General features: G+C 67.6%; 24 protein-coding genes. 13 read left to right on the top strand and 11 right to left on the bottom strand.

The window, feature by feature from the left end:
* The 3 genes from ACP7AG_RS13025 to ACP7AG_RS13035 form a co-directional block, all read right to left on the bottom strand.
* On the bottom strand, window positions 1-474 hold a 474-nt coding region (locus tag ACP7AG_RS13025; RefSeq protein ID WP_426031389.1), incomplete at its 3' end, for an IS630 family transposase.
* Window positions 450-980 (bottom strand): winged helix-turn-helix domain-containing protein, encoded by a 531-nt coding sequence (locus ACP7AG_RS13030; RefSeq protein WP_426031266.1) that lies wholly within the window; start codon window positions 978-980, stop codon window positions 450-452. The genes ACP7AG_RS13025 and ACP7AG_RS13030, both read right to left, overlap by 25 nt.
* 88 nt (window positions 981-1,068) lie before the next feature.
* Window positions 1,069-1,347, bottom strand: coding sequence for an HU family DNA-binding protein (locus ACP7AG_RS13035; protein ID WP_099578495.1), 279 nt, complete (start codon window positions 1,345-1,347; stop codon window positions 1,069-1,071).
* Between the two features lie 733 nt (window positions 1,348-2,080).
* Here ACP7AG_RS13035 and ACP7AG_RS13040 point away from each other — a divergent pair.
* Window positions 2,081-4,279 (top strand): ParB/RepB/Spo0J family partition protein, encoded by a 2,199-nt coding sequence (locus tag ACP7AG_RS13040; protein ID WP_426031268.1) that lies wholly within the window; start codon window positions 2,081-2,083, stop codon window positions 4,277-4,279.
* 117 nt (window positions 4,280-4,396) lie between these two features.
* Here the strand turns inward: ACP7AG_RS13040 and ACP7AG_RS13045 are convergent, their stop codons facing one another.
* Both ACP7AG_RS13045 and ACP7AG_RS13050 read right to left on the bottom strand, forming a co-directional pair.
* Window positions 4,397-4,789 carry a thermonuclease family protein gene (locus ACP7AG_RS13045; protein WP_426031270.1) on the bottom strand — a complete coding sequence of 131 codons (393 nt, stop codon included), beginning with the start codon at window positions 4,787-4,789 and terminating at the stop codon, window positions 4,397-4,399.
* On the bottom strand, window positions 4,786-4,965 hold the full coding sequence (locus ACP7AG_RS13050) for a hypothetical protein (protein ID WP_426031272.1): 180 nt from the start codon (window positions 4,963-4,965) through the stop codon (window positions 4,786-4,788). Before ACP7AG_RS13050 ends, ACP7AG_RS13045 begins: the two co-directional genes overlap by 4 nt.
* A gap of 539 nt (window positions 4,966-5,504) precedes the next feature.
* Here ACP7AG_RS13050 and ACP7AG_RS13055 point away from each other — a divergent pair.
* On the top strand, window positions 5,505-5,825 hold the full coding sequence (locus tag ACP7AG_RS13055; RefSeq protein WP_426031274.1) for a DUF736 domain-containing protein: 321 nt from the start codon (window positions 5,505-5,507) through the stop codon (window positions 5,823-5,825).
* 87 nt (window positions 5,826-5,912) lie between these two features.
* On the opposite strand, the gene ACP7AG_RS13060 is transcribed toward ACP7AG_RS13055, so the two are convergent.
* On the bottom strand, window positions 5,913-6,287 hold the full coding sequence (locus ACP7AG_RS13060; RefSeq protein WP_426031276.1) for a hypothetical protein: 375 nt from the start codon (window positions 6,285-6,287) through the stop codon (window positions 5,913-5,915).
* Between the two features lie 374 nt (window positions 6,288-6,661).
* Between ACP7AG_RS13060 and ACP7AG_RS13065 the strand changes: the two genes are divergently transcribed.
* Window positions 6,662-7,000 (top strand): DUF736 domain-containing protein, encoded by a 339-nt coding sequence (locus tag ACP7AG_RS13065; RefSeq protein WP_426031278.1) that lies wholly within the window; start codon window positions 6,662-6,664, stop codon window positions 6,998-7,000.
* Here the strand turns inward: ACP7AG_RS13065 and ACP7AG_RS13070 are convergent.
* Window positions 6,997-7,518 (bottom strand): helix-turn-helix domain-containing protein, encoded by a 522-nt coding sequence (locus tag ACP7AG_RS13070; protein WP_426031280.1) that lies wholly within the window; start codon window positions 7,516-7,518, stop codon window positions 6,997-6,999. The two genes, ACP7AG_RS13065 and ACP7AG_RS13070, sit on opposite strands and share 4 nt — an antisense overlap.
* Before the next feature lie 336 nt (window positions 7,519-7,854).
* Between ACP7AG_RS13070 and ACP7AG_RS13075 the strand changes: the two genes are divergently transcribed.
* The 3 genes from ACP7AG_RS13075 to ACP7AG_RS13085 all read left to right on the top strand — a co-directional run bounded on the left by ACP7AG_RS13075 (window position 7,855) and on the right by ACP7AG_RS13085 (window position 11,353).
* A complete protein-coding gene (locus tag ACP7AG_RS13075; protein WP_426031282.1) occupies window positions 7,855-8,451 on the top strand; it encodes a GntR family transcriptional regulator in 597 nt (198 codons plus the stop codon).
* Window positions 8,452-9,020: 569 nt separating this feature from the next.
* Complete coding sequence (locus tag ACP7AG_RS13080; RefSeq protein WP_426031284.1) at window positions 9,021-9,650, top strand: lasso peptide biosynthesis B2 protein; 630 nt, start codon at window positions 9,021-9,023, stop codon at window positions 9,648-9,650.
* Complete coding sequence (locus ACP7AG_RS13085; protein WP_426031286.1) at window positions 9,647-11,353, top strand: asparagine synthase-related protein; 1,707 nt, start codon at window positions 9,647-9,649, stop codon at window positions 11,351-11,353. The genes ACP7AG_RS13080 and ACP7AG_RS13085 overlap by 4 nt, the downstream gene beginning before the upstream one ends.
* On the opposite strand, the gene ACP7AG_RS13090 is transcribed toward ACP7AG_RS13085, so the two are convergent.
* The 4 genes from ACP7AG_RS13090 to ACP7AG_RS13105 all read right to left on the bottom strand — a co-directional run bounded on the left by ACP7AG_RS13090 (window position 11,350) and on the right by ACP7AG_RS13105 (window position 18,435).
* Window positions 11,350-13,776, bottom strand: coding sequence for a prolyl oligopeptidase family serine peptidase (locus tag ACP7AG_RS13090; protein ID WP_426031288.1), 2,427 nt, complete (start codon window positions 13,774-13,776; stop codon window positions 11,350-11,352). The genes ACP7AG_RS13085 and ACP7AG_RS13090 overlap by 4 nt on opposite strands.
* Window positions 13,777-13,789: 13 nt before the next feature.
* A complete protein-coding gene (locus ACP7AG_RS13095) occupies window positions 13,790-16,792 on the bottom strand; it encodes a TonB-dependent receptor (RefSeq protein ID WP_426031290.1) in 3,003 nt (1,000 codons plus the stop codon).
* Window positions 16,793-16,917: 125 nt separating this feature from the next.
* Window positions 16,918-17,919, bottom strand: coding sequence for a FecR family protein (locus tag ACP7AG_RS13100; protein WP_426031292.1), 1,002 nt, complete (start codon window positions 17,917-17,919; stop codon window positions 16,918-16,920).
* Between the two features lie 12 nt (window positions 17,920-17,931).
* Window positions 17,932-18,435 carry an RNA polymerase sigma factor gene (locus ACP7AG_RS13105; protein WP_426031294.1) on the bottom strand — a complete coding sequence of 168 codons (504 nt, stop codon included), beginning with the start codon at window positions 18,433-18,435 and terminating at the stop codon, window positions 17,932-17,934.
* A gap of 152 nt (window positions 18,436-18,587) precedes the next feature.
* Here ACP7AG_RS13105 and ACP7AG_RS13110 point away from each other — a divergent pair, with 152 nt between their 5' ends.
* From ACP7AG_RS13110 to ACP7AG_RS13140, 7 genes are all read left to right on the top strand, one after another.
* On the top strand, window positions 18,588-18,926 hold the full coding sequence (locus ACP7AG_RS13110; RefSeq protein ID WP_426031296.1) for a helix-turn-helix domain-containing protein: 339 nt from the start codon (window positions 18,588-18,590) through the stop codon (window positions 18,924-18,926).
* Window positions 18,927-19,093: 167 nt separating this feature from the next.
* Window positions 19,094-19,837: a DUF2285 domain-containing protein gene (locus ACP7AG_RS13115; RefSeq protein ID WP_426031297.1), complete on the top strand. Its 744-nt coding sequence runs from the start codon at window positions 19,094-19,096 to the stop codon at window positions 19,835-19,837.
* A gap of 118 nt (window positions 19,838-19,955) precedes the next feature.
* Window positions 19,956-20,243: a helix-turn-helix transcriptional regulator gene (locus ACP7AG_RS13120; protein WP_426031299.1), complete on the top strand. Its 288-nt coding sequence runs from the start codon at window positions 19,956-19,958 to the stop codon at window positions 20,241-20,243.
* The gene (locus ACP7AG_RS13125; RefSeq protein WP_426031301.1) at window positions 20,218-20,712 is read left to right on the top strand and encodes a DUF2840 domain-containing protein; all 495 of its coding nucleotides are present in this window, start codon (window positions 20,218-20,220) and stop codon (window positions 20,710-20,712) included. Before ACP7AG_RS13120 ends, ACP7AG_RS13125 begins: the two co-directional genes overlap by 26 nt.
* A 53-nt stretch (window positions 20,713-20,765) precedes the next feature.
* Window positions 20,766-21,230: a S26 family signal peptidase gene (locus tag ACP7AG_RS13130; RefSeq protein WP_426031303.1), complete on the top strand. Its 465-nt coding sequence runs from the start codon at window positions 20,766-20,768 to the stop codon at window positions 21,228-21,230.
* On the top strand, window positions 21,227-22,057 hold the full coding sequence (locus tag ACP7AG_RS13135) for a lytic transglycosylase domain-containing protein (RefSeq protein ID WP_426031305.1): 831 nt from the start codon (window positions 21,227-21,229) through the stop codon (window positions 22,055-22,057). The genes ACP7AG_RS13130 and ACP7AG_RS13135 overlap by 4 nt, the downstream gene beginning before the upstream one ends.
* Window positions 22,058-22,544: 487 nt before the next feature.
* Entirely contained in the window at window positions 22,545-24,002 is a 1,458-nt protein-coding gene (locus ACP7AG_RS13140) for a DUF3363 domain-containing protein (RefSeq protein WP_426031307.1), read from the top strand.
* The last annotated feature ends 11 nt before the right edge of the window (window positions 24,003-24,013 follow it).

Here is a 24,013-nt window from a genome sequence, read left to right on the forward strand (position 1 = left end):
GATGGCTTGGACGATGGCGTCGTCGTCGTCGAACACCCGGTTGGAGAGGAAGCGCTGTCGCAGGTGCTGCCAGACGTTCTCGGCGGGATTGAGCTCGGGCGAGCGTGGCGGTAGGGGCAGCAGGGTGAGGTTGCCGGGCGGTCTGAGCTTTTGGGTGGTGTGCCATCCGGCCTGGTCGAGGACGACCACGGCATGGGCGCCTGGGGCGACCTGCAGGGCGATCTCGTCGAGCTGGAGTTGCATGGCGGCGGTGTTGGCCTTCTCGCAGGCCCAGGCCGCGCCCACCCCACGCGCGGGGCAGATGGCCCCCAACAGATAGGCGCAACCGGTCCGCAGGTCGGCGATCTGGCGGGGCCGCGTTCCGGTCTTGCCCCAGACCCGCGTGCGGTGGGTCTTTTGACCGACCCGCATCTCGTCCTGGAACCAGACCTCGACAGGCGTGCCGGGCGTCAGGCCAGACTGAATGCCCGCCAGCGCCCCTGCGAAGTTTTTTTAAAATCCACCTGGGCCTGGACGTCCTGGCGATAATGCCGGGGCCGGGTGGTGATGTGCGAAAAGCCCAGCCGCTTGAGCAGCTTGCCAACCGTGCGCTCGTGCAGCTGCACCTCGAAGCGCTCGGCGATCATCGCCTGTAGGTCGCAACACCGCCAGCGCGCCACGCCCTTCAGTCCCGCCGCCGCGGGACCGGCCTCCACCAGGGCGGCCAAGGCCTGCTCCTGCTGCGCCGACAGACAGCGCCGCGCCCCTGGCGGCGGACGGTTGATCAGGCCCTCCGGACCCAGGGCGTTGAACCGCAGCGCCCAGTCCCGCAGCGTCTGCCGATCCATGCCGGCCAGCGCCGCCGCCTCGGTCCGGCTACGACCTTCATAGATTGCCGCCAGCGCCAGCAGTCGCCGCGCCTGATCGGCATTCTTGGCGCGGGCCGCCAGACGACGGGTCTGGGCGGCGTCATAATCGTCTCGAAGCTTGATCGCCGACATCCACAACCTCCTTCGCAATCAGGAGAGTGAATCACTGTTCGCCCAATCGGGGAATCCCCGCCTGAGTCAGACCTACGGGCGGTTGGTATCAGCCGTTGACGGCGTCTTTAAGTTGCTTTGCCGGCGTGAACGCCACCTTCTTGGAGGCGGCGATCTCGATGGCTGCGCCCGTCGAGGGGTTGCGGCCGGTGCGGGCCGGCTTGGCCTGGACCTTGAACTTGCCAAAGCCAGGGATCGAGATTTCCTCGCCCTTGACGGCGGCCTCGGTCAGCGCCTTGAAGACGCCGTCGATCAGGGCCTTGGCCTGAGTCTTGGTCAGTTTGGGTTCGGCGGCCACGGCGGCATCGATCAGGTCAGAAACGTTCATCAGCACTGTCCTTGTTGAGAATCGAGCCCGAACCCTGCTTCGGGCAGAGCAGATTGTCACGCTCCGCCGGTCGTTCGCACCTGATGGTTCGGAGTGGACCCCCGTATTTCTCCGGTATTGCGCGGTCACGGGTCCTGCGCCAGATTTGCGTCCGTCGCCGGTTGCGTGAGAACGGCCGGTGACAGGCCCGGCGGCGTGAGAAACGTCGGGCCACCCGTAGGGCCCGCGATCCGGCGGGGGCGGCCTCGCTTGAAGAGGGTCCGCTCGCCCGCTTGCGCGGTCGGCTTCCCCAATATCGAGAGCAGCCGGCGGTCACGCTCGGTCCCGCGGCTTTCGCCGCTCCCTCGGGCGCGACGCCTGGCGGGCAGGCTTTGGCCTGCCGCCGGCCGCTCGACGCCGCTTCCCGCCACGCGCATGCGCGGGCTCCTCGCAGTCTTCATCTTGCGAAGAGACGGCCGCCGGCGCGGCCTGGGGCATTTGTCTGGCCGCTCCGCGGGCTTGTCCTTTTGGCCGCTCCCGCGGCCGGTGGCTTAGGGCTCCGCCCCCAGCGCGCTACGGACCGGCTTCCGCCCAGCTTCGGTCGTCTCGACAATTTGGCGACAGCGGCAGTCGACGCCCTGCAGCCGGGTCCCCGCGAAGCCGGCCACTCCGCTTCACCCCCGGTCTCGCCGACGGGCGTCGGGGTCAGGCGCGCTTTTTGCGCCTGAACCCCGAGCCCCCAAAGGAGGCCATCATGTCCCTGCAAACCCAAACCCCGACGAACCCCGGCCGTGCGCCGGTGCAGTCCGGCGACGTGCATGAGATCGCCCTCAACAAGCTGAAAGCCTCGCCGCGCAATGCGCGGCGCGTCGGCCATACGGCCGACGATGTCGAGGCCCGCGCCGCGTCCATCCGCGTCAAGGGCCTACTCCAACCCCTGGTGGTTGAACCGGAGGTGAAGGAGGGCGGCCAGGAGAGCGGCTATTACCTCGTCACCATCGGCGAAGGCCGTCGTCAGGCCCTCAAGCTGCTGGCCAAGCGCAAGCTGATCGGCAAGGCCGAGCTTGTGCGATGCGTGGTGGATACGCGCAACGACCCCGCCGAGATTTCTCTCGATGAAAACGTTTCGCGCCGCGACATGCACCCCGCCGACCAGTTCGAGGCCTTCAAGGACCTTGCCGACCGCAAGGGCTACGGGGCCGAGGAAATCGGCGCGCGGTTCGGGGTCTCGCCGCAAATCGTGCGTCAGCGCTTGCGCCTAGGCTCGGTCGCCCCGGCGCTGCTGGACCTGTATCGCGAGGACGCCCTGACGCTGGAACAGATGATGGCCTTCGCCGTCAATCCCGACCCCGAGCGCCAGATGCAGGTATTCGCCCAGTTGCCGCAGAACAACCGCCAAGCCTATGCGATCCGCCGCGCCATGACCGACACCAAGGTCGCGGCCGATGACCGGCGCGTCCAGTTTGTCGGCCTTGACGCCTATGCCGAGGCGGGCGGTCCGGTGTTGCGCGATCTCTTCACTGAGGATCGCGGCGGCTGGATCGAGGATGTGGTGCTGCTCGACCAGCTTGTGCTCGAAAAGCTCGCCGCCATCGCCGTCAATGTCCGTGACACCGAGGGCTGGAAGTGGTCGGCCGCCTATCTCGACTTCCCCGGCGCTCATGGCTGCTCGCGGGTCTGGGAGCGGGTGATGCAGCGTTTAGCGCAGGACGTCGAGGCCATCAACGCCTTGCAGACCGAGGACGCGGCCCTGACCGAGCAATGGGCCGATGTCGAGCCGCCGCCGCCCGAGGTCGCCGCGCGATTCGAAGCGATCCAGGACGCCCTGGAGGCCTTTGGCGAAACCTACGGATACGACCCGGGCGAGAAGGCGCGGGCCGGGGTGTTCGTGGTCCTCAGCCAATATGGCGAGGCCCGCATCGATCGCGGGTTCGTGCGGCCCGAGGACGAACCCGCGCCTGAGCCCCAGGAAGTCGAAGGTGACGAGACGGGCGAGGCCGACGGAGAGGGTGACGATGACGCGGACGGGTACGGCGGCGGGCAGGGCGAGGACGGCGAGGGTGACGACGCCCATACTCAAGCCCCGGACGAGCCGGTCGGCGATGCGACCGCGCCGCTTTCGGCCCGGCTGGTCGCCGACCTGACCGCCCACCGCAGCGCCGCCTTGCGCGACGCCTTGGCGGGCGATCCCGACCTTGCTCTGGTCGCCCTGGTCCATGCCTTGGTCCTTCGGGTGTTTGGGGTCGGGGGCTTTGCCTCCTGCCTGGATATCCGGATGGGCTCCCATGTCTTGTCCAATGACGGCGATGGCATCGAGGACAGCCTCGCGGGGCAGGCCAACGCCGAGCGTCATGCGGCCTGGGCTCGGCAGATGCCGCAGGACGCCGAGGCGATGTGGGACTTCGTCTTCGGTCTTGACGGCGACAGCCGCGCCAGCCTGCTGGCCCACTGCGTGAGCCTGTCGCTCAACGCCGTGCGCGGCTTCGAGCGCCGTCCGCTGGCCCTGGCCCATGCCGAGACCCTGGCCACGGCCCTGGACCTCGACATGACGGCCTATTGGAAGCCGACCGCCGGGCGCTATCTCGACCGGGTGACCAAGGCCCATGTCCTGGCCGCCGTGACCGAGGGCGTGTCGGCCGAGGCGGCGGGGCGCATCGCTGGCCTACGCAAGCCAGAGATGGTGGCCGCCGCCGAGCCGATGCTCGTCCAGACCCCCTGGCTCCCCGCCTTGCTACGCACGGTGAAGCTGGGCTTGGCCTCGGACACCACGGGCGATGACGCCGAACAGGCCGCCGACCGGGCGGTGTCGGATACGGCGCAGGGCGAGAGCCCGTCGCCCGAAGCCGAAGCCGAACCCGACGCCGAGACGTCGGCGGTGGATGGGCAAGCGGATGAACCGGCTTCCCAGGTCGAGGCGCTTCAAGCCGAGCCTGAGGTGGTTGCGGCCGAATAGCTGAAGGCGGGGCGGCCCTGGGCCGCCCCGCGCGTTCTTTCGATGGAAGACCGGGGCGGCCGATCCTTCGGGATCGGCCGCCTTTGCGCATAGGGCGTAGCTATTTTCTGAGCGTCGCTATTTCCAGGCGCCGCGACGGGCGCGCTTGGCCTCGGCTTCGGCGTCCGCGTAGGCCCCCTTGCTGTAGCGGCGATATTGGGTGGCCAGGCCCGAGCGGATCAGGGCCGCGTTGATGTCGGGCGAGGCGTCCGACCAACAGCGGGCGACATGGCGGCCATAGCGGTCGTGATCGACCACCCGGCAACCAACCCGCCCCCGCGTCAAGCTGGCCAGCAGGTCGCGCGCTTCGTAGGCGAGCGGTTCGGCGGGGGTCTGGCCGCGCCGGATCTCGGGGGCGTCCACCCCAAAGAGCCGGATGCGATCGGCCCCGCAGCGCAGGGTGTCGCCGTCATGGACCTTGGGCGTGGTGCAGGCGATCACGGCGGCGGCGAGCAAGACAAGAGCGGTCATGGCGCCGGTATAGCTTGCCCGGAGCGTCTGGCCAGCGGCGAGCCGCGCCCGCCCCGCCGGATCGACGAGGCGGGCTGGCCCGATCCGTCCGCCTTGGGGCCGTCGCCGCGCGACCAGACCAGGCTGTGGGCGCCGTCGATGACGACCAAGGCGCCATTGGCGACGGCGGCGAACACCGCGCCATCCCGCTTGACCGGCAGGTAGCCGTTGTTTTCGCGGCGGGTCTTCCTCAGGTTGAGGCCAGCACCACCTTCCCAGCGAGCCCCTCGGAAAGCAGGGCATGACGTCGGCCTCGTCGGTGACCGAGCGGAACGGGACGGGTTAAGCCCGCCGCCAGGATGCGGATGGCGCCCAAGACCTCGCGTCAGATGGGACGGCGAACGCGCCGAGGAAGCCATGGAAGCCTCTCCAGGGATTTGGTTCGGGCGCTCCGACCGCGTCCTCTTCTGGCCTGATCTGACCGGGAGCCGGTCCGCTCCCGCAACCTCACGGCCGCCTTTCTTCCCCTGGGGACTCACTGCGTTCTCTTGGCCCCCATTCCTCGCGAGACAAGAAACTTGGCCATTTCGGTCCTTCGCCAAGGCTTCGGGAGCGCGCCCCAGAACTCTCAAGGGCTGGGGCAGGGCGGGCTCTGCGGGGCGGACGTCGGCCCCGGTCCAACGATCGCCATCGAGGCCGCGATCGGCGCGGCCCGAAACAAATCGGAGAGACCACCATGGCTACCATCGGCACCTTCACCGCCCATGCTGACGGCTCGTTCTCGGGCGCCATCCGCACCCTGACGATCGACCTCAAGACCGTCCAATTCCGCCCGGTCACCGACAAGGTCGGCGAAAAGAGCCCCGATTTCCGGGTGTTCGCCGGTAAGGCGGAACTGGGCGCGGCCTGGAAAAAGACCAGCCGCGAAAACAATGACTACCTGTCGGTCAAGCTGGACGACCCGTCGTTCGCCGCCGCCATCAACGCCGCCCTGGTCGTCATCGACGGCGCCCACAGCCTGGTCTGGTCGCGCAGCAACGGCCCCAAGGAGGACTGATCGGGCCAGCCCGCCCCGCCGATCCGGCGGGGCGGGCGCGGCCCGCCGCCTTGGCTCGAACGCGGTCGCCGGCTGAAGCTCGTCGCCCTAGGCGACGGCCTGGTCGGCCGGATTGGCGGGCGTAAAGGCGTCGCCGTCCGGAGCGGCGGCCGCTTCGAACAGAGCGTAGCGCAGGGGCGGGAAGGTCGCGTCGGCATCCACCTCGCCCGGCGTCTGCTGGGAGCCGGCCAAGTGCACCAAGAGCTCATTCATGCCGTGCGAGACCGCGTGGCCCCAAGCGGCGTGGCCGCAGTCGGCTTGGCGGCTGATGTCCTGGGCCAGCTCCAAACAGAAGATCGTCCGGCCGCCGTCGGGGTCGCGCCGGGCGAAGGCGAATAAGCCGGCGCCCCGCACGAAGCGGCCGTCATGGTGGTAGAGACTCATGAACCGGACGCCGTCGATCACCACGCTGTCATCGCTCATCGCGCCGCTCCCAGGGTCCAGTTCGTCAAACATGAACAAACATAGAACATGATCCGCGCCCGAGTCGAATCCGTTCCCGCCCGAGGCTAGGGCCGGCCGCCGTTTCTTTGCCAGAGAGTCTCTCTCGTCGATCCGGCGGCCGGGTGGATTGAGGCCGCTGGGGCGGCGGCCCACAACCGTTTGGCGCGATCCGGACAGACGCCCCCAACCGCCCGCCAGGCGTCGTTGTTCAAGGTCCGCGCAGGCCAGACCGTGCCTCGCCGCTCCCCCCGGCGGACCCGGTCGCGGCGGCCCGGCAGACGGTTTTCCCCCACCGTCCGCCGGGTCGCCGTTCCTGGCCCCTCCCACCGTCCGGCGGGCCGGAGCTTCCCATCATGTCGATCATTGGTCACTTCCGCCGCGAGGGCGACGGGTTCACCGGGCGCATCGCGGCCCTGGGCCTGGACGCCACCCTGCGGCTTACCCCCGCCCATCGGGTCTCGGCCAAGGGCCCCGATTTCATTGCCTTGGTCGGCGACGCCACCGAGGTCGGGGCCGCCTGGAAGGCGGGCGACACCAGCGGCGCGCTGCTCAACATCAAGCTGGACGATCCGACCTGGGCCGAACCGGTCAACGCCCGGCTTATGGCCGCCGAAGACGGGGTCTTCCCGTTGACCTGGATCCGCAGAAGCGATCCGCTCGAAAAGGCGGCCGCGCCACCGCCCTCGGACTAGGGCTTGTCGTCGTCGTCGGGCTCATCGTCGTCCGGCGGCTCGGGCGGCGCCTCTAAGCTCTCATTGATGGCCCGCTCGATATAATTTTCACTGCTGGCGTCCTGCCGCGCGTAGAGTTTGAGCACCTCGTCGCGAATGAACCGGAAGCCAGACACCAACAGCGCCGAGGGCACGCGCGACAAGCGCGGCCCGACCTCGGTAAAAAGATCACGGATCAGGATGTAGCAGGCGCTCGCCAGCTTGTTGTCCATCAACAGGACGGCCAGTTCGGGCCAACCGTAGTGGATGGCCAGCAGGATGCCGACCGCGTCCGAACGGGTGGCCTTGGCGAACAGCCGGACCTTGTTGAAATCGAATTCGCGGCGTCCGGCCTCGAAATCTTGATAGGTCCGCAAGGACACGCCCATCCCGGCCGCGGTCTCCGCGCCGGTCATGTTGCGCTCCTTGCGGACCATCTTGACGATCTTGGAGAGCAGTCTCGCCTGACGCGACAACGGCGTCTTTGGGGAGGCGGCCATACTACGCTCCAGACCGAAATCAACTAGAAGTACAGTAGGCCAGCGGCTTCGCCGTCCTGCAACCGATTTGCATGTGTATGCCATCCGTCGGCGGAAGATTCCCCATACCAGCGCTCAGCGCGCGGGTTTCCCGGGCCGGTTGCGCCACTGTTGCGTATGGACCGGCAACGATCACGCACAGGACGCGCAACGATTTGGGACCGACTGGTCCAATCGTTGCACATCGAATCAATGATCCACAGACATCTGCGACTTGAGGCGGGGCGCGGCGTGGGTTTGATCGACCCGCGTTGACCGACGAGCAGACAGTTAGTCTTCCGAAAATCGGAGACTGACGTGGGCCGAGACCGTGATCCGTTCGACCGCGCCTTGACGGCGCTTCGCGCCCGATTGGTGCGATCGGGACCTCTGCAAGGCGCGCCACTGCTGGTCACGACCCTGGCCGGCGAATTGGGCGTTAGCCCCACGCCCGTCCGAGAAGCCTTGGCTTGGCTGGCGGGCGAGGGCGTGATCGCCCGGCGTGCCGGAGGCTACGCCGCGCACCTGCACGATCGCCAAAGCCTGGCGCGCCTCTATGCGCTTGCCGGTCTCCTGGCCGACGCCGCCCTGGCTGAGGCGCCATTGGAGGGCGCCGCGCGCGCGCACCTCGTCGTCCCAGGGGGCGACGCGCTGGCCGAACTCTTCGCCGAGCCGGCGAGCATCCTGGACGCCGTGCTGGCGCGCATCCAGGCCCAACTGGAGCCCTTCCGCGCCGCCGAAGACTCCGTGCTGGGCGTCACGGATCGAACGGGCATCGCCAAGACGGTCACCGAGGTCACTTGGAGCGACGAGGGGCGGCGCGCCCTGCGCGCCCAAGTGCGCCGCTACTATCGCAGGCGGGCGCGCCACGCGGGCGACATCCTCGGTCGAGCACTGGGTCTGACGGCTTTATAATATAGATTTGAATATACAACCTTGGGGGAGCGTGATGGTCGGGCCGCAATCAGCGGCTTTTCTTGCCTTAGAGGAGGCCATCATGACCAAGACCAAGACCCGGCTGATCCGTTTCGGCTCGGCCAAGCGCCTGACGCGCTCCGGCACCGGGGTTCTGCTTCCGGAGACCAACCAGATTAAGCGGTACGACCCCGCCTGATCATCGAGCCGCGGGCCGGCCGCGCACGTCGCCGGCCCGTTTCGTCGGACGCCTAGGCCGCCCACACGCGGCTCGCTGACGTCCTTTCGCCGCTGGCGGCGCTCAACGTCGTCCGGCGGCCTCTTCCCACAATGGAGGGCGCCATGACGTCTCCCAAATATCGGCTGATCCGCCTGGGCTCGGCCAAGCATCTGACCCGCTCCGGGATCGGGGATCTGTTCCCCGAGCCCAACATGGTTCGCCGTTGGGACTGACAGCGGCGAGCGGTCGGCGGCTGAAACCGCCGGCCGCACCCGCGCTTGCTACCTCGCGGTTCATGATCACGGAGGGTGAAATGACTCTAGCTTGGCGTCCGGGCGTACACGCCGTGATGATCGAGGACGACCTGGTCCTTTTGGACGAAGACGCCGACGCCTATGTCTGTCTGCTCGATGGTGGCAAGGTCCTGTCCGTTCGGGAGGATGGGGCGCTGTGCTTTGAGCCCCCGCACGCGGTTGATGACCTAATCGCGGGCGGCCTGGTCGAGGATCGCCAAGTCGGCGCCGCGCAGACCCAGCCGGTATTTGCGCCGCGGACGCGGCTCGCCCGGCCTCGCCACGTCGAGGTCAGGCTCTCCGAAGTGCTCCTCTTTATGCTCCAGGCTTGGCATGTGGCCGGGGCGGTTCGGCGGTGGCCGATGGCGCGGTTGCTGACCACCTTGCGCGCCGAGCGGGCGGCCGAGCCGGGGCGGGGCCGCCGGTCGCTCGCCGAAGCCTGCGCGGTGATCGACGCGTTGCTCGCCTGGAGCCCCTTTGATGGAGAATGCCTGTTTCGCAGCGTCCTGAGGCGACGGTTTCTGATGGCGCTGGGCCATCGTCCCGACTTCGTGATCGGCGTCCGGACCTGGCCCTTCCGCGCGCACTGTTGGCTGCAGTCGGGCACGCACGCGTTGGACGACTGGCCTGAACGCCTGTGCGCCTATCGGCCTATCCTCACAGCCCCGGCCGGCGGTCCGCGGTGAGCTACCTGCTGATGACCTGGCCGCCCGGCCAACCCGCCGTCGAGGCTGACGCTCTTCACGCGGCCTTCAACGGCCAAGACGGGTGGAGCCTGGTCCTGGAGCGCTTCTGTCTACGGGTCTATGTGCGTGGGGCCGCCGCGCCGTCCGTGTCGCTCTTGCCCAAGGGGGGCGTCCTGATCGGTCAGATGTTCGACCGTGCCGCGACCGAGGCCGGCGCCGTCGCCCCCTATGACCTGCATCGTTTGGGCGACGAGGATGGCGTGGCCGTGGCGCGGCGCGTCATCGACGAGGCCTGGGGACGCTATGTCCTGGTGCTGCCGGTCAGGGAGCGCCGCCCGGTCGTCTTGAGAGAGCCGCTCGGGGCGCTGGACGCTCTGATCTGGGGCAGGGGCGATGCCTGGTGCGTGAGCGACGACGTGCCGCCAGGCCTCGCGCCGGATGACCTTGCCATCGACGAGGCGCGCCTGGCTGACCTGATCGCCGAACCCGACCTGGCCAGCGCAAACCTCCCGCTTACCGGCGTGACGGCCGTGATGCCGGGCACGGTGGTCGACGAGGCCGGTGAGGTGCGGCGACTCTGGGCGCCGGCGCGTTTCGCCAGGACGCCAAAGGTCGACGCCTGGACTGCGGCTGAGCGCATACCCCTGGTCTCGCGCGCTTGTATCGCGGCGCTGGCGTCCGGCCGGGGTCCCATACTTTGCGAGATTTCTGGCGGGCTGGATTCGGCGATCGTCGCCACCAGCCTCCGGGCGGAGGGCGTCAAACTGGGCGCGGCCATCAATTTTCATTGGCCGCAGGCCGAGGCCGACGAGCGCCCCTACGCCCGCGCCGTCGCCAAGACCGTCCGCGCGCGGCTGGAGGTCATCGCCAGCCATGTTGCTCCGGTCGCGCCAGACGCCTTCGACGAGGCGATCGTCGCCAGACCCAGCTTCAACGCGATCGATCCTGTCTATGATGGCGTACTGGCTCAGCGCCTCGCCCAAGGCCGCGAGACCGCCTTGTTCACGGGACAGGGCGGGGATGCGGTCTTCTACCAGATGCCGGCGCCGCAATTGTCCCTCGACCTCCTGGCCCGTGGTCCCCGGCGGCGGGGCCTCATGGCCCTGTCGCGCCGCACCAACCGATCAGTCTGGTCGCTTCTGAGGATGGGCGCACGGGCCCCCGTGCGTGCGACCTTTCCCTATGGCGCACGGCATGCCGTGCGACCGCCGAGGCATCCCTGGCTCCAGGATCTCCAAGGCGTTGGTGCGGCCAAGCGGATCCAGATCGAGGCGCTGGTCGCGAACCAAGCGGTGTTCGGCGCCAGCCGGCGCGGCGCGGTGGCGCAGCTCATCCACCCCCTGCTGAGCCAGCCGCTGGTCGAGCTTTGCCTTTCGGTTCCGGCGGCGGTGCTGGGTGGCGGCGAACAGGATCGCGCCTTCGTTCGCGCCGCCTTCCGCGCGCAGTTGCCCCAGCTTGTGCTGGATCGGCAGTCCAAAGGTGATTTGTCGGTCTTCTTCGCCAAGGGTGTGGCCAGGAGCTTGCCGGGCCTTCGGCCGCGCCTGCTGGAAGGTCGGCTGGCGGCGCGGGGCCTGATCGATGTCGCGGCGCTGTCGGAGATCATGCACCCAGAGGCGATGATCTGGCGCGACGGATCGGCTGAAATCCTTTGCCTGGCGGTGTTGGAATCCTGGGTTCGGGCGTGGGAGGCGCGCGGCGCCTAGGGCGCCGAGCCTCCAGGCGCCGATGGCGTCGCGGCGAAACTGTCGGCCAAGAACCCGAACGCCCGGGCATAGAGGTCGCGTAGGTTGCCCGCGCTGATCACGACATGGCCTTCGCCGTGATAGGTCAGCCAGAGAGCATCCTTGTTCTGGCGCGCCAGGGCCTGAAACATCATCGCGGCCTGACTTGGATCAGCGTCGATGTCGCCCTGGATCAACAGCAGCGGCGCCTTGATGCGCTGGGCCGACCAGAGCGGGCTGTTGCGTCGCCAGCGCTCGGGATCTCGCCAAGGCGGACCCAGCATGCGTCCTTGGCCAGTCTCGGCCCAGCCCGCCAGGGCGGCGACCGGCAAGCCCTGTTCGGCGATCAGGGAAACCTGCGGCGGCACCGCCGCCCAAAAGCTGGCCAAGTCCGACACCGGCGCCGAAGCGATCACCGCGGAGAACCGGTCGCTCTGGGTGGCGGCCAGCAAGGCGGCATAGCCACCAAAGCTCTGTCCCCACACGGCGACGCGCAGCGGGTCCACACCGCCGGACTCGGCGGCCTTGTCGACGATCTTCAGCATCGACGCCGCCAATTCGGCGCCTGGCTCGGTTTCCGGCGACATGGGCAGGCTGGGCGTGATGACGGCGTAGCCCTGTCCGACCATGGCTTGGACGCTCGCCGAGAACTGCGGATACTGCGGCTGGGTCATGGTCGGCGGCGTGGGATAGCTGGAGCCGGGGTAGGGCACGACAATCACCGGGAGCCTGGCGCTGGCTGCCGCGTGCGCGGGCCGAAACAGCCAACTGGTCAGGGCTTCGCCCTGGGGACCGAGATGGCGGATCGGCTGGGCCGTGGGCCGATCGACCTGCGCCAGCTGCGGATTGAGCGTCAGGAGCGGACGGTCACCGCGTATCGTCCGCAGCGCCACGGTCGATACCCCGCTCGGCGCGCGGTGTTCGACCACCGCCTGGCCACGGCCCGGGGCGTAGGTCAGCACGGTCTCGTCGGCTTTCAGCCGCAAGGTGGCGTGGCCTAGCCGCAAAGCCGTCGCCGACAACAGGGCGCAACACAAAGGTCCGCCGACCGTGGGCGTTAGAAGAGGTCGCACGCCGATCGAAGCTTCGGTCGGACGTTGCAGCCGGAATCCGCGCCCGGCGAGCGCCCGGGGCGTTCCGCCCAATCCGAGTCGGACAACGCCATCACCCGTGGTGAAGATCGCGCCGGAGGAGTCGCTCACCTCAAGACGAGCGCTGTCCGATACACCCAGGGGGCGGCCATCGAGCCTGCGCCAGGCCGGGGTGCTCTCCGTAGCGCCGCTAGCCCGTCCGCCAAACATCACCACCTGGCCAAAGGCATAGCCCGCCCGGACCATCACCTGCCCATCGCGCGCCGTCGTCAGCTTGGGCGCGACGCCGTCGGCCGACAAGTCGCGTGCCGCGCCTTGGTGGTCGATCTCGCGCAACGATCCCGTCGCCCAGTCCCCGCCGTCGGGCCGGGCGAACGCTAAAAGCCGCTGGCCGTCGGGCGACCAGACCAGGCTCGTGGGCAGTAGGTCCGCCTGGGGGAGCGGCTCGCGGACTGCGCCGTTGGCCAGGTCTACCAGCTTGAGGCGTCGCCGCCGCCACGGGGTCGAGGGGGTGACTGTGTCGGTCGACAGGACGGGGATGGCCTCGCCCTCGACCACGACCGCCGCCCTCCCGCCGCCGGGGGCGATCTCCAGATCGACGATCTCGCCCTCTACCAAGGCGCGCACCGCGCCGGTCGAGACCGTGACCGCCACCAGCCGCTCGCTCCTCAGGCGTGGATTGATCGCCGCGTAGCGGCCAGCGCCAAGCGCGGTGACGGCCGCATCGCCGCGGGCGGCGCTGGCCCAGAGCTCTGGCAAGCGGGCCTGGACCTGCCACCCGTAGCCCAGGCCCCGCGAGGCCGCGCCGGGCGCGCGCGCGATCGCGATCAACTCGTCGTCGCTGCGCCACTGCACCGATCGGCCCCAGGGCGCGGATTCGACCTCGAGCTCGAGCCACCGGACCTCTCCCGTCGCCAAGGCGACCACACCCATCTCCCGGGCGTGACCCTTAAGCCGAAAGACGGCCATCTTGGCGCCCGAGGGCGAGAACGGGCCGGCGACATAGCCGACCCCAGGCTCTGAAGGCAGCAGAGGCCGTAGCGGACCGGGCGTGTCCAGATTGATGAAAGCCAACTGACCCAGGGCTTCAAAGGTCGCCCAGTCCAGGTCGTAGCGCGGCGCCTGCGACCAAGGCGCGGTCGTGGCGACAACCAGCCAGCGTTGGCTGGAATCCACCACGGCCGGGCCAAGGGTGCGCAACTGCAGCAGGTCGTCGATCGTATAGGGTCTCGTGGCGGCCAGCGCGCCGGGGGCGCTGGCGAGCAGGCATGCGGAGGCGATCGCCGCGACGCGGCGCTTGAGCACTAGGGTCATCGGATCCTCCCGGCTACCAGGCCTTGGTGAGCTGCAGGCTCACGCGCCGACCGCCTGGATCCGCATTGGCTGGGTCGTAACCCAAACCCAGCGGGGAATTGTAGAACGGCGGGTCGCGATCAAGGAGGTTGGTGACGCTCAGGGCGGCGGTCAGGCCCTCAAGGCGGCTGTTCGCCGACGCCGTCCATCGGACCTGGGCGTCCACCGTCGACCAGGATGAAACGCGCTCACCCGTTTCGGTGCGAAGGTCGCCAACCTGGTTAACCGTACCCGTGGTCGCCAGTTGGCCGTGCGTCCAGGTCGCCGTGAGGCGCAGCCGCAGGTCGGCCGGCGAGCCGGTCTGACCGGCCAAATCGACCGGCCGCGCCACAGCTGTGGTCTGACGCTTGAAATCCGTCAGCCAGGTCAGGCTGGCGTCCAGATCGAGCGGATCGCCCCGCAGGCTCAGGCCGTAGCGCGCTGAGAGATCCACGCCGCGGACGGTCAGGGCGGCGGTATTGACGTACCGCGCGTCGGCGATCGCGCCATAGGCGGCGGCCGGGAAGAGGCCCTTGGCGCGCGAGGCCGGGTCGTCGATCAGCCCCTGGACCAAGGCGCGATCACTGGCGCTGCCCGCCGGATCGACGAACTGGCGGAAGGCGGCGAACTCGTCGGCCGTCAGCACGATGCCCAGATTATCGTTGGCCGGTTGTCCGATGCGGTCCTTAAACCGGGTTTCGAAGGTCGAGGCCGAGACCTTGAGGCCTGGCAGGGCCCTGGGCGTCCAGTCGAGCCCTGCCGTCCACGTCTTGGCGGTTTCGGGCTTGAGGTCTGGATTGCCGCCAAACAGCAGCAGGCTGAGCACGGTGTCGGCGCCGCGCGTCAGGAACACCGGCGTGATCAGGAAGCGGTCGTTCAGCTCGCCCAGCGACGGCGCACGAAACGCCCGGCCATAGGTGCCCCGGATCGTGAGATCGCCCATCGGCTTCCACACCAAGCCGAACTTGGGAACCGTGCTGGTTCCGACGTCGTCGTAGGACTCGATGCGGCCGGCGGCCGAAAGCTCCAGGCGCTCGATACCGGGCACCCGGTTGGCTTCGCCGACCAGGGGAACCCGCAGTTCGACGAATGCGGCGCTGACGGTGCGTTCACCCTTACGGGCAAACCCCGCGCGCGGCGCGGTCCCGCCGACGAAGCTCGTTCCGCGGGTGTCGAGCCGCTCGCGGCGAAACTGCACGCCGACAGCCGCCTGAAGCGGTCCGCCGGGCAGGGTGGCCAGGGGACCATCCGCCTGTAGGCTGAAGCTGTCGGTCTTACCCAGCGTGCGCCGGCTCTCATAGCCTGAGCCGATGAAGTCGAGCACGGCCCTGCTGTTGGCGCCCTGGCCGATGAAGGGGTTGAAATATCCATCCCGCGCGGCACTGAACGCGGTCGCCGGATCATCCGGCGTAGCGCCCAAAGCCTCGTCGAGGAGGGTTGGGTTGACCACGTTGTCGCCCCGGGTGTTCGCCAGGTCTCCGGCGTGGGCGACATAGGTCGTCAGGCGCCAATCACGCGGAAGCCGCGCCTCCAGGCCGGCGGATACGGCCAGACTGCGGACCGAACCTCGGCTGCGCACGCCGCCCAATTCGTCGAGAAAGGAATAGGCGACGATTTCGGAGGGGGCGTTGGTCGGCGAGGCGTACCAGGGATTGTCGGGCGTGACGAAGATGAGGCTGTCGGACGCTAGGCCGATTGCATGGAAGCGGCGGTCCGAATAGCGCAGGTCTGCGGAGACCGTGACATGCGCGCCAAGGTCCTGACCCGCGGCGAGGAACAAACTGTCGCGGCGCTGGGAGGGCAAGATGTCGTAGCCAGCTCGCCAGTTCTCCAGATTTTGCCCGGCGGTGAAGTCGCCGGCCCGAAGCACCGTTCCTGGCGCGCTGTTTGGAACCGCGTAGGTGGGGGCCAGGGCGCCGCTGGCGGGCTCGAAGGACACGATGGTCCCCGGCTTGGCGTAGTAGCGCCGCTGATCGGTTCCGCCCCAGGGGCGCAGGTCGGTCTGGCCGGCATACCAGCGCCGACGCCCGGCCAAGGCCTGGCGGTCCTGGTGCTCGTAGGAAATCAACGCGTGGCCGCCGGTCCAGCGGGCGCCAAAGGTCTGGGCGATAGACACCTGCCCAAGGTCGCCGCGGGTGGACCCGCCGACGTTCAGCCGCGTCTCGGCGCCTTCATAGTCCTTGCGCATGACGATGTTGACCACACCGCCGACGGCGTCCGAACCGTAGAGCGCCGAAGCCCCGTCGAGCAGGACCTCAACGCGTTCCACCGCGACCAGTGGCAAGCTGGAGACGTCGGCGAAATCGCCTTTGAGCCCCGCGCCGGCCATGCGCCGCCCGTCAACCAGCACCAGCGTCGAGTCCGCGCCCAGACCGCGCAGGTTGACTGCGGTCGAGCGCGCGGTGTTTACACCCGTGGTGTCGGCGCCCGTCGCGCCGGTGTCGTCCGACACGCTGCCGCCAAAGGCCTGGGGCAGGGCGGTTAGCGCATCGGCGAGGGTCGCATAGCCGGCTTGGTCGATGGCGGCGCGGTCGAAGGTAACGATCGGCGAGGCGCCCTGGCCGCCGCGGATATGGCTGCCGACCACGATTTCCGAAAGCATGTTGTCGTCGTCTTGCGGTCCCTCCGCGCCGAGAACGCTCGCCGGATGCGTCACGGCTTCGGCGCTGGCCCCGGGGCGTAGGGACCGCAGGACCAGCACGCCGGGTCGCACCTGATCGACAGCGATATGGCTGCCGACGAGCAGCCGTTCGGCGGCTTGACGCGCGGTGAATTGCCCCTGCAGCGCGGGCGCTCTTAGACCGGCGACCAAGTCCATCTCGAACAAAATCTTGACGCCGGCCTGGGTCGCGAGCGCCACGAGCGACTTCTGCATCGGGCCGGCGGGCAGGTTGAGCGTGACCGTCGGCTCGGCCGCCACCGCATTCGACGGCGCGGCGACCGCCGCCAAAACAACGACGCTGGCGCCGAACAACAGGTCCCCAAGAACAGGCTTCATGGCTCAATTTCCCCCGCCGACGACGGAGGCGCTCAAGATGATGCGCTGTGGCCCCGTCGAAGGCTCGGGGGTGAGACGACCGGGATGACGTCGCAGGACAGCGTCCTCATGAAATAATTATGACGTCAACTTGCATTGTCCACCACGGGTTGCAATTCCACATCGCCGTTTGGCTGGCGCACGGTCTTTAGGTGGTAGAGCGCCGACACGGCGACGATGAAATCGTCGTTGTCGCCCGCCGAGAACACGCCTCCGATCAGACGGCTGGCGGGAATGCTCGGGGCGAGGATGATCTTGTCACGTCGATACCGATTGAGTTCGGTGATAGCTTCGGACAGCGGGACCCCTTCGAAGGTCACGTTGCCGGTCGTCCAACTGGTGGCCGACGGCACGTCAACAGGTTCGGGGTGTGGCGTCATGGCGGATTTGGGTTCAAGCGCCAAGGCTTGGCCGGCCGTCAGACGCCAGGGCGTCTCGCGCACCGACTTGTCGGTGACCTCGACGCTGCCCTGGGCGAGAACCACGCGCATCGTCTGCCCAAGTCGGCGCACGTCAAAGCGCGTTCCGAGCGCGCGCACTTCGGCGTCGCCGGAGACCACGATGAAGGGGCGCTGCGCATTGTGAGCGACTTGGAACATGGCCTGGCCGCGCAAGAGTTCGATGCGGCGCTGCCCCGCTGAATATTGAACCCTGACGGCGCTGTCGGTGTTCAACTGGATCCGAGACCCGTCCTGAAGCGTCGCGCTGAACGTCTCGCCGATACGGGTCGAGTAGGTCGGCAGGCGCAGCACCGCCGCCGCGCCGATCGCGGCGACCACGCAGGCCGCCGCGAGGATGCCGATCGCGCGCGGCGATGTGCGCCAGCTCGCGAACCGTTGACGGCGCCGCGCCGCGCCGCGCGCCAACGCATCTGCCTTGGCTTGGCGCATGTCGGGATCGTCGTTCAGCGTGAGCATCGCGCGGTTGATGTCCTCCAGCCGCTCGTAGGCCACGCGATTTTCGGGTTTGGCTTTCCAAGCCGAGAACGCTTCAAGCTCCTCGGTTTCTATGAGCGGCTCGTTGAGCCGGGTGAACCAGTCGGCGGCCTCGCGGACAGGGCGAGGCGCTTTCTTCGGGTCCTTGATCATCGCGATCGCGCCTTAGTCCTGCATGGATGCGGCGACCAAGATGGCGGCTCGTCGCACCCGATCCTTCACAGTGCGCTTGGTGAGTCCGAGCTGCAACGCGATCTCCCCATGCGTCAGGCCGTCGAGGCGGCTCATGATCAAACAATCGCGCAACTCTGGCGGTAGGGCTAGCATGATCTGCTTGACCGCGAGCGCCATCTCCTGGGTCGCCGCCGTCGATTGCGTGGGGAAGGCGCCGCGATAAGTCGCGTAGTCGTTCTCCCGCTTTTCTCGGCGCCGCTGATCCGTTGCGAGGTTGTTGGCCACGTTGAGCAGGAACGCCTTGGGATGCTGGACCTTGCCCTGGGCCTCGTGCGCGGCCGTGCGCAAATAAGCCTCATGCGCCAAGTCGTCGGCCTGGTCGCCATAGCGCCGGCGCAGCACGTCGCGGAACCATGTGTCATAGCGCCGGCACAGCGACTCAACGGCGAGCGCGAGGTCCGAGCGCGGGGGCACGGGAGGGAAGAAGCCATCCATCGGACGATCCACCAGAGATTGCCCCACAGAGTCGTACACTAAATCCACCTTGAAAAGGTGTAATCGTAGTAAAATACACCCTTTCAGGGCGTGTCGCGGAATTGAGTGACACTGATCATCTGCCTCCGTTGCGTAGTTGGGCTTCAGGGGCGATGTCGACACTGGAAGAGCAGTTTGGTGCGATGGTCCGCTACCATCGAAAGCGCGTTGGCTTAAGCCAAGCGCAGCTAGCCGAGCTATCTGACCGGCAACCGAACGCCATCCAGCGCCTTGAGAATGGTGAGACCGCGCCGACCTTCGATACTGTCGTTCGCGTGGCTGAGGCATTGAAAGTCGAAATCTGGGAGCTTTTCTACAGCGGAGGCTTCGAGGTGAAGCCACATCAGGCCGACCCGCTGGCAGCAATCTTCAGACAGATCGTTGGGTTGAAGGACGGCGAGCTCCAAAAGATCCACGACCTGATCTCGGTCGCCCTGACACTGCGCAAATAGCGCTGCACCTTAGTCGGCAACCGTTTCACTACGGCGAGTGAATAGTCGCGTTGCTGGAGCGAATTTGTTGCGTCTGAGTGCCGGGACGGCTGCGCACTAGCGTAGTGTGAAGGCTAGTACGCGACGTTTTCAGTGCATAGATTCAGACCATCTGTCGCCATTGTGGCATGGCCGCTGCGCACGCCACCTCGGGCACGGATCGGACGCCGGGCGGCAACGACGGCGGTGGCTGGCGCGCGTTCCTACGACTTACGATCCCCAGCCTTTGCTGGGAGTTTCTGCGCAGGAACCCAGCATACCGGCTCCACTTCGACGATCTGAAGCACGGGGGCGCTCTGGAGACGCGGTGGGGCCTGAGCGCGCCCGCCGATCCCGATCTGTCCGCTGAGGCCGCGCGTGTCGTGTGGCGTGCTGACGCCGCGCCGGGCCTGGTCGTGCCTTTGGAGCGGCGATCGTTCGGGGCGGCCAGGGCGCTTCCGGCCGTGAATGGCGCGCCGGTCTATGGCGCGGACGGACGACATTTGCGGCTCGCGAGCGGCCTGCAGCTGCAGTTCCGCGGTGATGCTGCGCCCGACGGACCACTGATGATCGTGCTGTCGTACGACGAGGACTTCAATCTACGTGTCCGGGCCCTCGACGCCTTGCGGCGCGCAACCCAGACCAACGCGCCGCCGAGGTCGCGCTTCAACACCGAGCAACGAGCGCGCTTGGCCCGCAGCCTTTTCGCGCTCGATGGGTCTCTCCGAGCGCAAAGCTACCGCGACATCGCCGCTGGTCTATTCGGCGGCGAGAACCTCGACAGCGACGCTTTCAAGACATCTTCCCTGCGCGACGTCACCATCCGGCTGGTGCGCCGAGGCCGAAGCTTGATGGCGGGCGGCTATCTCAAGCTGCTGAGGGCCGGCTTCTAGGTGGCGAAATCAGCCCTGGGCCATCTTCGCCATCCCTCGACCCGCCGACTGAACGTCAGGCTTTCCCCCAACCGCCGTCCGATGTCCGGAGATTTTCCGGCGGCCTAGGGACCAGAGCATGTCGCCAAACGACCTGCCGACCTCCGAGCGCCTGTTGCTGGCACCCGAGGCGGCCAAGCATTTGCGCATATCCGAACGCACCCTGGCCAAGCACCGGTGCTACGGCACCGGCCCGGTCTATCGCAAGAACGGCGGGCGCATCGTCTACACCTTGGCCGACCTGGAGGCCTGGTCGCGTCGCGGCGAGCGGCGCTCGACCAGCGACGAAGCGGCGGTGACGACGCCGCCGGCCAAGGCGCACGCGGCCCTGGCTCCGGCCTATGCACGGCGGTTCGGCGATGTTTGAGCGACCGCCGCCGAGCCTCACCCGCGTCGAGCTCCTGTTCCTGAAGGAGCGCATCGAACGTTGGATCCGTTTCGGCCGATCCGTCGGCGAGCAGGTTCATGACCGCCGCCGCCGCACGGTTCTGTTCGCGCCGGGCGCCGTTTTCGCTTTCGTGCGGTGGCGGGCGGGAGACTACGGGACGCTTGATTCCCGCATCGCCATCCTGCGGGCGGTGGGGCAGGGACAGCCGTTCACGACCTACCCGGAAGTCTCGCCCGGTGTGGAGATCCTGCTCGACCTGGCCAGCTGGTCAAAGGTCCAAGCCGTGCTCGAAGCCATTGACGGCGTGGAGCGGAGCGGCGTGCGGCCAGAGTTAGCCGCGCCCGACTATTGGCGCCATGTCGGCGCACGGATTGGCGCGGGCCTGCCGCCGCGCGTCTATTCCCGCCGCCGTCATCGCGCATGGCTGCTGCGCCAGCTACTGTCATGAGCGCCCGATCAAAACTTGGTCTCGCCGTTTGGGCGGGCGCGGGATGTGTCCTGATGCTTCTGGCCAGTCGCGAAACCATCGCGCCTCGCCTGCTGTTCAACACGACGGCGAGCGCGCCGATCGGCTTCTACACTTTGCACCCTGGCGCGCCGCGCGTTGGCGAGTGGGTTGCTATCAGGCCGCCCGCGCGTCTGGCATTTTGGATGGCGCGGCGTCACTACCTTCCCGCCAACGTGCCGCTGCTCAAGCAAGTTGCGGCGCGTCACGGGCAGGAGGTCTGCGGGCGCTCCGACAGGTTGTGGATCGACGGTCAGATGGTCGCCCGCATGCGCCAAACAGACCGGTGGGGCAGGGGGCTACCTGCCTACTCGGGGTGCCATCGTCTGACCGCCACTGAGATCCTGATCGTTAATCGGAACGCCGCCGACAGTCTGGACAGCCGCTACTTTGGCCCGTTGCCGGTACACGGGATCATCGGTCGCGCACGCCCCCTCTGGACGTGGGACGCGCGGCCATGAAGCTACTTTCCAGCCTTTCCTTGTTCGGTCGGTTTGCCGGTCCTTTCCTCGTCCCGGTCGAGATTTTGTCAGCGGTCGTGCGCGGCTGGGGTCAAGGGGGGCCGCGAGGCCGGCGCGTCTCGCGCCTCGCCCTTGACGCCGGCAAGCACGGCCGCACGATCGATGCGACCGCGAAGAATGCAAGACCTTTGCGCGGAACGTGCGCGGTGGTTGCTCTGGGTGCGCTCCTGGGCGGGTTTGCGTTGGAGGCTCCGGCCTTTGCGCAATCCGCAGAGGGGTTCCCCAATGGTCTAGCGGAGGCCCGCAGTGAGATCGCCCAGTCTGTATCGGAGTCGGCGCTTCGATTTGGTCTTCCGGAGACCTGGATCTATGCGGTGATGCGCCAGGAAAGCGGCGGCAGACCTGACGCGAGATCGCCAAAAGGCGCGATGGGCTTGCTGCAGGTGATGCCGGCCACCTGGCGCGAAATGTCCCTTGAGCTCGGGCTTGGCGACGATCCCTTTGACGTGCGCGCCAATGTTCTGGCCGGGTCAGCTTATCTTCGGCGCATGTATGATCGGTTCGGAGCGCCAGGTTTGCTTGGAGCTTACAACGCAGGACCGCAGCGTTACGCGAACTATCTGGCTGGCACGCAACCCCTGCCACGCGAGACCCAGATCTACATTCAGCGTGTGGCTCCCTTGCTCGAGCAACCGCTGCCTTTGACACGTCCCATCGCCAACGTGGACCCGCGAGCCGCCGGTCTGTTTGTGGCTCCGAGCGCTAAGGGTGACTCGTCGATCAAGGGTCAGGCAGATCGCGCGGGCACGGGTGGGTTATGGCCATGAGGGCGTTTCGGGTCGCGATCAAAGTCGGACGGGCTGGCGGGAACGAGGCGAGTAAGTGCTCAGGTCTAGGGCAAGATAAAAGGACAGGGACCTTTTGGTCCCATGTCATTGATGGTGTTGAAGAATTTCCAGAACCCACGAGAGGGGGCAGGTTCCTCGTCGAGCCATTTTCCCTGTGCGATCAAGGGCTTGGCCGGGACCTTTCCGCCAGGGCGGACTTATGAGGCGCGAGAATGACTTTCGGCCACGTGTCGGCCGCCCCCGCGACCAAGCCGCCGGCGCGGGCGCCAAGGCCCGCGGATTTGTCGGGGAGGTTCTGACCGCGGCCCGTCGATCGGGACTTGGTGCGCTCGACATGGGTGCCAGGGGACGGTCGGGACGGTTTGGACGCGGGGCCTCGACATCACGAGGGCGCCTGGCGTCCCGGGGGGTCGTCATCAAGGCGCGTATCATTCAGCACAAGGGGTCTCGCTATCGGGCAGCCCCGATGAAGATGCACCTCAGCTATCTTCGCCGGCAGGGCGCAACGCGCGATGGCGAACGGGCGGAAATGTTCGATCGCGACGGCGTGGCGGATCACGAGGCCTTCGTCCGGCGCTGCGACGACGATCGCCACCATTTCCGCTTCATCATCTCACCCGACGACGCGGCGCAACTCCCAGACCTGCGCACCACCACGCAGGGCATCATGGAGCGGGCCGAGCAGGCGCTGGGCACGCGGCTAGACTGGATCGCGGTCGATCACTGGAACACCGACAATCCCCACGTCCATGTCCTTGTTCGTGGCGTTGCCGATGATGGCCGCGACTTGGTCATCAACCCCCACTTCATCAAGCACGGCTTCCGGGAAATTGCGGAGGCCTTGGTGTCGCTTGAGCTTGGGCCCAGAACCGAGGCGGAGATCAAGGCAAGCCTCGATCGAGAGATGACCGCCGACCGCTGGACACAACTGGATCGCCGACTAGGAGAACTGACAGACGAGCGCGGTGGCGTTGATCTGCGCCCCGGTGGAGCAGGCGTGGGGCGTGTCGACCCGCGCCTGGTCGGGCGCGCTCAATATCTGGAGCGCCTGGGTTTAGCGCGCGCCGAGGAGCCTGGCCGCTGGGGTTTGGTCGAAGATCTGGAACCACAGCTTCGCGGCTTGGCCGAACGCGGCGACATCATCAAGACGCTTCACGCGACGCTAAGCGGGAAGGACCGCGATCTGAACGCTGTCGTCATTCAGGGGCGTGAACTCGCCTCGCCGATCTTTGGAAAGCTGGCGGATCGAGGCCTGCACGATGAGTTTACCGGCCAAGCCTACGTGGTCGTCGACGCGATCGACGGACGAAGCCACCATATCCGGTTCGGCGACCTATCGCACACCGGCGACACCCCGATCGGCGGCCTTGTCGAGGTGCGCTCGCGAGTCCTGGACGACGGCGCCAGTCGGCTTGAACTTCTGCACCGCTCCGACCTGGATCTAGCCGCCCAGGTTAAAGCGTCAGGGGCGACTTGGCTCGATCGACAGATGGTCTCTGGCGAGCCTCATGCGCTCGCTCAAGCCGGGTTTGGCCAGGAGGTGCGAACGGCGCTCGACGAGCGGCGGACTCACTTGGAGCGCATCGGTCTGGCGAGCCGATCAGCCAGCGCGTGGAGGCCCGTCGGCAATCTGATCGCCACGCTTCGGGGAAGAGAACTGGAACGGGTCGCCGCGAACCTGCGAGCGGAGACGGGGGCCGCCTACATCGAGACTGGCAAGGGCGACATGGTCGCGGGGCTCTATAGCCGGCGGCTGGATTTGGTTTCGGGCCGTTTCGCCATGATCGAGGACCGCCTTGGGTTCCAGCTGGTGCCGTGGACCCGATCGCTTGATGCCCATCTTGGCCAAGAGGTGAGGGGGACGGTTACGCCCAGCGGCGGGATGGATTGGTCGCTGGGGAAAAAGCGCGGGCTTGGACTTTGAAGGTGCGAGCA

Origin of the sequence: Caulobacter sp. DWP3-1-3b2 (assembly GCF_049896325.1) — a bacterium.
GTDB lineage: Bacteria > Pseudomonadota > Alphaproteobacteria > Caulobacterales > Caulobacteraceae > Caulobacter.

Excerpts from the sequence above, each read along its gene's own strand:
- ACP7AG_RS13030 (WP_426031266.1), bottom strand. The coding sequence starts at position 980 with ATGTCGGCGATCAAGCTTCGAGACGATTATGACGCCGCCCAGACCCGT.
- ACP7AG_RS13035 (WP_099578495.1), bottom strand. The coding sequence starts at position 1,347 with ATGAACGTTTCTGACCTGATCGATGCCGCCGTGGCCGCCGAACCCAAA.
- ACP7AG_RS13040 (WP_426031268.1), top strand. The coding sequence starts at position 2,081 with ATGTCCCTGCAAACCCAAACCCCGACGAACCCCGGCCGTGCGCCGGTG.
- ACP7AG_RS13045 (WP_426031270.1), bottom strand. The coding sequence starts at position 4,789 with ATGACCGCTCTTGTCTTGCTCGCCGCCGCCGTGATCGCCTGCACCACG.
- ACP7AG_RS13055 (WP_426031274.1), top strand. The coding sequence starts at position 5,505 with ATGGCTACCATCGGCACCTTCACCGCCCATGCTGACGGCTCGTTCTCG.
- ACP7AG_RS13060 (WP_426031276.1), bottom strand. The coding sequence starts at position 6,287 with ATGAGCGATGACAGCGTGGTGATCGACGGCGTCCGGTTCATGAGTCTC.
- ACP7AG_RS13065 (WP_426031278.1), top strand. The coding sequence starts at position 6,662 with ATGTCGATCATTGGTCACTTCCGCCGCGAGGGCGACGGGTTCACCGGG.
- ACP7AG_RS13070 (WP_426031280.1), bottom strand. The coding sequence starts at position 7,518 with ATGGCCGCCTCCCCAAAGACGCCGTTGTCGCGTCAGGCGAGACTGCTC.
- ACP7AG_RS13080 (WP_426031284.1), top strand. The coding sequence starts at position 9,021 with ATGATCGAGGACGACCTGGTCCTTTTGGACGAAGACGCCGACGCCTAT.
- ACP7AG_RS13090 (WP_426031288.1), bottom strand. The coding sequence starts at position 13,776 with ATGACCCTAGTGCTCAAGCGCCGCGTCGCGGCGATCGCCTCCGCATGC.
- ACP7AG_RS13095 (WP_426031290.1), bottom strand. The coding sequence starts at position 16,792 with ATGAAGCCTGTTCTTGGGGACCTGTTGTTCGGCGCCAGCGTCGTTGTT.
- ACP7AG_RS13100 (WP_426031292.1), bottom strand. The coding sequence starts at position 17,919 with ATGATCAAGGACCCGAAGAAAGCGCCTCGCCCTGTCCGCGAGGCCGCC.
- ACP7AG_RS13105 (WP_426031294.1), bottom strand. The coding sequence starts at position 18,435 with ATGGATGGCTTCTTCCCTCCCGTGCCCCCGCGCTCGGACCTCGCGCTC.
- ACP7AG_RS13110 (WP_426031296.1), top strand. The coding sequence starts at position 18,588 with ATGTCGACACTGGAAGAGCAGTTTGGTGCGATGGTCCGCTACCATCGA.
- ACP7AG_RS13115 (WP_426031297.1), top strand. The coding sequence starts at position 19,094 with ATGGCCGCTGCGCACGCCACCTCGGGCACGGATCGGACGCCGGGCGGC.
- ACP7AG_RS13120 (WP_426031299.1), top strand. The coding sequence starts at position 19,956 with ATGTCGCCAAACGACCTGCCGACCTCCGAGCGCCTGTTGCTGGCACCC.
- ACP7AG_RS13125 (WP_426031301.1), top strand. The coding sequence starts at position 20,218 with ATGCACGGCGGTTCGGCGATGTTTGAGCGACCGCCGCCGAGCCTCACC.
- ACP7AG_RS13130 (WP_426031303.1), top strand. The coding sequence starts at position 20,766 with ATGCTTCTGGCCAGTCGCGAAACCATCGCGCCTCGCCTGCTGTTCAAC.
- ACP7AG_RS13135 (WP_426031305.1), top strand. The coding sequence starts at position 21,227 with ATGAAGCTACTTTCCAGCCTTTCCTTGTTCGGTCGGTTTGCCGGTCCT.
- ACP7AG_RS13140 (WP_426031307.1), top strand. The coding sequence starts at position 22,545 with ATGAAGATGCACCTCAGCTATCTTCGCCGGCAGGGCGCAACGCGCGAT.